The organism is Variovorax sp. 10N412 (genome assembly GCF_056394985.1).
This window is the reverse complement of the sequence record NZ_JBFTIO010000002.1, coordinates 777,868-784,474: the sequence shown is the minus strand read 5'-3', so window position 1 is coordinate 784,474 and position 6,607 is coordinate 777,868. Positions and strand designations below refer to the sequence as shown.

The 6,607-nt window shown below is 67.8% G+C and carries 5 protein-coding genes and 1 riboswitch; of the genes, 4 read left to right on the top strand and 1 reads right to left on the bottom strand.

Annotation, left to right across the window (positions count from 1 at the left end; genetic code table 11):
* Positions 1 to 1,208 (top strand): dicarboxylate/amino acid:cation symporter (locus tag AC1DJH_RS09290; protein ID WP_478185482.1); only part of this gene is annotated, 1,208 nt, incomplete at its 5' end.
* Between the two features lie 175 nt (positions 1,209 to 1,383).
* On the top strand, positions 1,384 to 3,090 hold the full coding sequence (locus tag AC1DJH_RS09285; protein WP_478185481.1) for a cation:proton antiporter domain-containing protein: 1,707 nt from the start codon (positions 1,384 to 1,386) through the stop codon (positions 3,088 to 3,090).
* Positions 3,091 to 3,116: 26 nt separating this feature from the next.
* Here the strand turns inward: AC1DJH_RS09285 and AC1DJH_RS09280 are convergent, their stop codons facing one another.
* A complete protein-coding gene (locus AC1DJH_RS09280) occupies positions 3,117 to 3,521 on the bottom strand; it encodes a hypothetical protein (protein WP_478185480.1) in 405 nt (134 codons plus the stop codon).
* A gap of 162 nt (positions 3,522 to 3,683) precedes the next feature.
* Here AC1DJH_RS09280 and AC1DJH_RS09275 point away from each other — a divergent pair, with 162 nt between their 5' ends.
* On the top strand, positions 3,684 to 3,929 hold the full coding sequence (locus tag AC1DJH_RS09275) for a hypothetical protein (protein WP_478185479.1): 246 nt from the start codon (positions 3,684 to 3,686) through the stop codon (positions 3,927 to 3,929).
* A 37-nt stretch (positions 3,930 to 3,966) separates the two neighbouring features.
* A riboswitch (cobalamin riboswitch) is annotated at positions 3,967 to 4,243 on the top strand.
* A 129-nt stretch (positions 4,244 to 4,372) separates the two neighbouring features.
* Positions 4,373 to 6,598, top strand: a complete 2,226-nt coding sequence (locus tag AC1DJH_RS09270) for a TonB-dependent receptor (protein WP_478185478.1) — start codon at positions 4,373 to 4,375, stop codon at positions 6,596 to 6,598.
* The last annotated feature ends 9 nt before the right edge of the window (positions 6,599 to 6,607 follow it).

Genomic DNA, 6,607 nt, shown 5'->3' with positions numbered 1-6,607 from the left:
TGGGCGACGGCTTCATCAAGCTGATCAAGATGATCATCGCGCCCATCATCTTCTGCACGGTGGTGGTGGGCATCGCCGGCATGGAAGACATGAAGAAGGTCGGCAAGACCGGCGGCCTGGCGCTGCTGTATTTCGAGGTGGTGAGCAGCRTYGCGCTGGTSGTSGGCCTGGTGCTGGTCAACGTGCTGCAGCCCGGCGCCGGCATGAACGTCGACCCCGCCACCCTGGACACCAAGTCGATCGCCTCGTACACCGGCCCGGGCAAGATGACCGGCACGGTCGACTTCATCCTGAACATCATYCCCAACACGCTGGTSGAYGCCTTYGCCAAGGGCGAGATCCTGCAGGTGCTGCTGATCGCGGTGMTGTTCGGCTTTGCGCTGCACARGTTCGGCGGGCGYGGCACGCTGGTGTTCGACGTGATCGAGAAGGGCTCGCACGTGCTCTTCGGCATCGTCAACTACATCATGAAGCTGGCCCCCATCGGTGCCTTCGGCGCCATGGCCTTCACCATCGGCAAGTACGGCCTGGGCAGCCTGTTCTCGCTGGGCAAGCTGATGGGCACGTTCTACCTGACGTGCCTGCTGTTCATCTTCGTGGTGCTGGGGCTCATTGCCAGGTTCCACGGCTTCAGCATCTGGAAGTTCATCAAGTACATCAAGGAAGAGCTGCTCATCGTGCTGGGCACCTCGTCCAGCGAGTCGGTGCTGCCGCGCATGATGGAGAAGATGGAGAACGCGGGCGCGAACAAGACCACGGTGGGCCTGGTCATTCCCACGGGCTACTCGTTCAACCTGGACGGCACCTCGATCTACCTGACGATGGCGGCGGTGTTCATTGCGCAGGCCACCAACACGCACATGACGCTGGTGCAGGAGATCACGCTGCTGGCGGTGCTGCTGCTCACCTCGAAGGGCGCGGCGGGTGTCACGGGCAGCGGGTTCATCGTGCTGGCGGCCACGCTGTCGGCGGTGGGGCACGTGCCGGTGGCCGGGTTGGCGCTCATCCTGGGCATCGACCGCTTCATGTCGGAGGCGCGCGCGCTGACCAACCTGATCGGCAACGGCGTGGCGACCATCGTGGTGGCCAAGTGGACCAACGAGCTCGACGAAAAGCGGCTGCAGGCCGCGCTCAACAACGAGACCTGGGTCGAGGCGCAGGACCCCGAGGCGCTCGATGCGGCCCGGACCAGCAAGATGTCCGTCTGAGGCCGGAGGTCGCCGCGGATGCGGGGGCGGGGAGCACCCGGCGGCCTGTGCGCCCGGCCCGAACAGCAAGGCCTCAAATAACGCCGCTTGGCACGGCGTAGCACAACGACCGGCACAGTCGGCAGGATGGCCGGCTGACACGAAGGGGTAGACATCGTTCCTGCAAAATGCAGCGATGCCCCACAGCGTTTCCCTCATCAACACGATCGCCGCCGGGCTCGGGCTGGCGCTCGTGTTCGGGTTCCTGGCGGCCCGGCTGCGGCTGCCCGCGCTCGTCGGCTACCTGCTCGCCGGCGTGATCATCGGCCCCTTCACACCCGGCTTCGTTGCCGACGCGAGCATTGCGGCGCAGCTGGCCGAAATCGGCGTCATGCTGCTCATGTTCGGCGTGGGCCTGCATTTTTCCCTGGACGACCTGCTCGCCGTGCGCAAGATCGCGCTGCCCGGCGCGCTCGCGCAGATCGCCGTCGCCACCCTGCTCGGCGGAGGGCTCGCCCTGTGGTGGGGCTGGAGCTGGGGCCAGGCGCTGGTGTTCGGGCTCGCGCTGTCGGTGGCCAGCACCGTGGTGCTGCTGCGTGCCCTGGAAAGCCTGGGCATTCTCGATTCATTCACCGGGCGCATCGCCATCGGCTGGCTCGTGGTCGAAGACCTGGCCATGGTGCTGGTGCTGGTGCTCATGCCGCCGCTGGCCGGCACCCTGGGCGGGCAGAGCGCCCAGTCCGGCCCGGCCGATCCGCTGTGGCAAACCCTGGGCCTCACCCTGCTGCAGGTCGGTGGCTTCGTGGCGCTGATGCTCGTCGTCGGGCGGCGCGTGTTCCCCTGGATTCTTTGGCAGGTCACGCGCACCGGCTCGCGCGAGCTGTTCACGCTGTGCGTGGTGGCCGCGGCCGTGAGCATTGCCTTTGCCTCGGCGGCGCTGTTCGGCGTGTCGTTCGCGCTGGGCGCCTTCTTCGCCGGCATGGTCATGCGCGAGTCCGAATTCAGCCACCGCGCCGCGCAGGAGTCGCTGCCGCTGCGCGACGCTTTCGCCGTGCTGTTCTTCGTGTCGGTCGGCATGCTGTTCGACCCCTCGGTGCTGATCGAGCGGCCCCTGCAGGTGCTGGCGGTGGTGCTGGTCATCGTGCTGGGCAAGTCGCTTGCGGCCTGCGCGCTGGTGCTGGTGTTTCGCTACCCGCTGGGCACGGCGCTCACCGTCAGTGCCAGCCTGGCGCAGATCGGCGAGTTCTCGTTCATCCTGGCCGGGCTGGGCGTGTCGCTCGGGCTGCTTCCGGTGGAAGGGCAGAGCCTGGTGCTGGCGGGCGCGCTCATTTCCATTGCCACCAATCCGCTGTGGTTCAGCCTGATCGTGCCCATGCAGAAGTGGCTGCACGCCCATTCGTCGTTCGCCCGGGGGCTGGAGTCGCGCGACGACCCGCTGGCCGAGCTGCCCCTCACCACCGAGGCCAGGTACCTGTCGCGGCAGGTGGTGCTGGTGGGCTACGGCCGGGTCGGCCGGCGCATTGCGCAGGAACTCGACGCGCACGACATTCCCTACGTGGTGGCCGAGCAGAACCGCGAGCTGGTCGAAAAACTGCGCGAGGCCGGCACCCCGGCCGTGTGGGGCGATGCGGCCGATCCGGCGGTGCTGATCCAGGCGCACATTGCGCGCGCCCGGGTACTGGTGGTGGCCACGCCCGACGCCATCAACGTGCGCCAGATGATGGAAACCGCGCGCACGCTCAACCCCACGATCCAGACCGTGATCCGCAGTCACAACGAGCAGGAGGCACGCCTGCTCACGCAGGAAACCTCGGCCACCGTGTTCCTCGGCGAACACGAACTGGCACAGGCCATGGCCCGTGACGTGGTCCAGCGCGCCGTGTCGATGGCCGTGCCGGGCTGAGGCTCACGCCCACCCGCGCGCCGGGTTCAGAGGTCTTCGATGACCAGGGTGCGGTAGCGCTGCGCCATGGCATAGGGCACGGTGCGCACCGCCTCCATCAGCTTGTCGGCGGTTTCGCGGTCGTCGGTCTTGACCAGCAGCGCGGCATGGCCTTCCTGCGCAAGCTTGGTATACGCGCGCACCGTGGCGCCTTCGGTGCCGGCGGAGGGCAACGGGTCATCGGCGAGCTCCACGGTCGGCGTGATCTGCGACAGCACGGCCTGCGGCGGCAGCAGAAAGATGTCGTCGCCGCTCATGCCGTTGTCGATCAGTTGCTGGCCGACGCGGCTGGCGTCTTCCAGCTTGGCGAACATCACCATCGAGTAGCCCGTGGGATAGAACGCGCCGCCGATGGTCGCCCGCATGCTCGGGTCAAGGCTGAAGGGTTTCATGTCGCCTCCTGGGAAGGTTTTGCAAAGAACAAGGACCCGCTGACGGGTTGCATGTAAAACAGTAGGCCGACCCACCGGTGTGCTCTGTAGGAGAAGCCCGGGAGCTGTCAACGGCTCGCGTCCTCCAGGCATTCAACACTCAGCCCCTTTTCATACCGCCCAATGCCCTCGCCCAGGAACATCGCGCTCACCATCCACGAGCTGGAGGTCGGCGAGTTCTATTGGCTGCTGATGGAAGCTGCGGACGACCCCGCCGAGGTGACCGGCGCGCCGGGCGAGCGCACCCATGTGTATCTGCCCCTCGAAGCGGCGCTCCGGCCATATTCGAGCTACTCGAACGCGCTGGCGGCCGGCGTGGCCATGATGCGGCGGCTGTTCGGGCCCGACGGCACGCCCGGCTCCCTATAATCCCGCCGGTTCGGTGCGTTAACTTTTTATAACTGCACCCAACCACGGTTCGAAGGTGCCCCGGGTCCATGTCGCATGGCCCTGGGGTTAAACGGGAAGCAGGTGCGCCGCGTCGTTGAAGACGCGTCAAAGCCTGCGCTGCCCCCGCAACGGTCAGCGGATCTGGAAATCCTCACGCGCGAGCCTCTTTCTTGAAGGCTCGGCAGTCACTGCGCTTCGGCGTGGGAAGGCGAGGGTTTCGGTCGTCGTGTGCTCCATTCGGCACACAGCGGCGCTCCGCGAGCCCGGATACCGGCCTTCGCAACCGCCTTCGGACGCAGCGGGAGTGCGTGTCCGGGCCTGCCGCTTCGCGCTTGCGCTCACCGTGGCAGCCCTTTCGCCTCTCCCGTCGCGTCCTTCATCGGTCGTGAGCCTGCGGGGACGCAGGCCGGAGGAGAAGCTAAATGAGTCGAGCAACACGGGCGCGAAGTCGCCCGGGCATGGGTACGCGCGTGCCGTTTCGTCGGGCGCGGCTGTCGGGTCTTTCAGGCCTGTCAGGCCTGTCAGGCCTGTCACTGGGGTTGGGTCTGGCCTTCGGGCCTTGCGTTTCCCTTGCGCAGCCGGCTGAATCGGCCGACGCCAGCCAGAGCCAATCCCTGAACCCGGTACGGATCGAGGCCGACCGGCAATCCCCGCTGGCCATCGACGAGCCCACGTCCACCGGCAGCCGGCTCGGGCTCACGCCGCTGGAAACGCCGGCCAGCATCGAGGTGCTGACGGGCGACACCATCCGCGCGCGCGGCGACGTGTCGGTCGTCGACGCGGCCACCCGTGCCACCGGCATCACCGGCTCGCCCGGACCCGGCAACGGCGGCACCGCGATGGCGGCGCGCGGCTTCACGGGCCACGGCTCGGTGATGCAGCTGTTCGACGGCACGCGCCTGTATGCGGGCGCCGGCACCGTCACCTTTCCGTTCGACACCTGGTCGGTCGACCGCATCGAAGTGCTGCGCGGCGCGGCCTCGGTGATGTACGGCGAAGGCGCCATCGGCGGCGCCATCAACGTGGTGCCCAAGAAGCCCACGCGCGGCCCCATCCGGAACGAGGCGCTGCTCACGCTGGGCTCCGACGCCACCCGCCAGGCGGCCTTCGGCAGCGGGGGGGCCATCAACGACAAGCTGTCGTACCGCTTCGACATCAGCCACCGCACCACCGACGGCTTCATGCAGCGCGGCGAGGCCGAGAGCCTGGCCGTGGGCGCGGCCGTGCGCCTGGACGTGTCGCCGCAGCTGCAGTTCACGCTCTCGCACGACGAAGGCCGCCAGACCCCGCAGCGCTACTACGGCGTGCCGTTGATCGACGGCCGCCTGAACAGCCAGACCCTGCGCCAGAACTACAACCTGGACGACGCCGAAATCAAGTACCGCGACAAGTGGACCCGGCTCGACGCGCAGTGGACGCCGAACGGCGCCGTCACCGTGCGCAACCAGCTCTACCGCCTGGAGAGCAAGCGCCACTGGCGCAACAGCGAGACCTACACCTTCAACGCCACCACGCGCCGCGTGACGCGCGGCGACTACCTGGAGATCGGCCACGACCAGGAGCAGATCGGCAACCGCACCGACGCGACCTTCAAGCACAGCGTGTTCGGGCTGGCCAACCAGGTGCTGGCGGGCTTCGACGTGAACCGCATCGACTTCCAGCACAGCAACGACTCGCCTTACGGCGGGCGCTCGGTGATCGACCCGTTCGTGTTCAACCCCGGCTACTACGCCTCGCCCGTGGCCTACACGCCGCGCTACAAGACCAAGACCGACACCTACGCCTTCTTCACCGAAGACAAGCTGGCCTTCAACGAGCAATGGTCGGTGGTGGGCAGCCTGCGCTGGGACCACGCCAAGGTGGCGCGCACCGACCTGCAGAACGCCGCCAACAACCTGGGCAAGACCTTCGAGTACGCCACCGGCCGCCTCGGCGTGGTGTACGCGCCCGATGCGTCGCAGTCGTACTACGCGCAGTTGGCGCGCGCGGCCGACCCGCTCACTTCGCTGATCAGCACCTCGGCCGCGCAGGTGCCCTTCGAGTTGAGCACCGGCAGGCAGGTGGAGGTCGGCTACAAGCGCCAGCTGGCCGACAGCCGCGGCGCCTGGACCGTGGCGGCCTACCGCATCGAGAAGAACAAGCTGCTCTCGCGCGACGCCAACGACCCGAACAAGACGCAGCAGGTCGGCCAGCAGTCGTCCGAGGGCCTGGAGGCCACGCTCGACCTGGCGCTCACCTCCACGCTGCGGCTCGAAGCCAACATGGCCAAGCTGCGCGCGCGTTATGAGGACTTCAACGAGGTCGTGAACGGCCGCCTGGTCTCGCGCGCGGGCAACACGCCCAACGGCGTGCCCGAAGAGGCGGCCAACCTGTGGCTCGGCTGGCGCTTCCTGCCGCAGTGGGAGGCCGCCTTCGGTGTGCGCTACGTCGGCCCGCGCCAGGTCGATGCGGCCAACACGCGCAGGATCGGTTCGTACACCGTGGCCGACGCCTCGGTGAGCTGGCAGGCGAACCCGTCGCTCAAGCTGGCGCTGCGGGCCTACAACCTCGCCGACCGCAAGTACCCGGTGTCGTTCTCGAACGGCGGCAACCAGTGGCTGCTGGGCCGGCCGCGCTCGTTCGAGCTGTCGGCGCTGGTCGACTTCTGAACCCCGGCA

What these genes read in the sequence shown, in the direction of transcription:
- AC1DJH_RS09270 (WP_478185478.1), top strand. Translation starts at nt 4,373, where the DNA reads ATGAGTCGAGCAACACGGGCGCGAAGTCGCCCGGGCATGGGTACGCGC.
- AC1DJH_RS09280 (WP_478185480.1), bottom strand. Translation starts at nt 3,521, where the DNA reads ATGAAACCCTTCAGCCTTGACCCGAGCATGCGGGCGACCATCGGCGGC.
- AC1DJH_RS09285 (WP_478185481.1), top strand. Translation starts at nt 1,384, where the DNA reads ATGCCCCACAGCGTTTCCCTCATCAACACGATCGCCGCCGGGCTCGGG.
- AC1DJH_RS09275 (WP_478185479.1), top strand. Translation starts at nt 3,684, where the DNA reads ATGCCCTCGCCCAGGAACATCGCGCTCACCATCCACGAGCTGGAGGTC.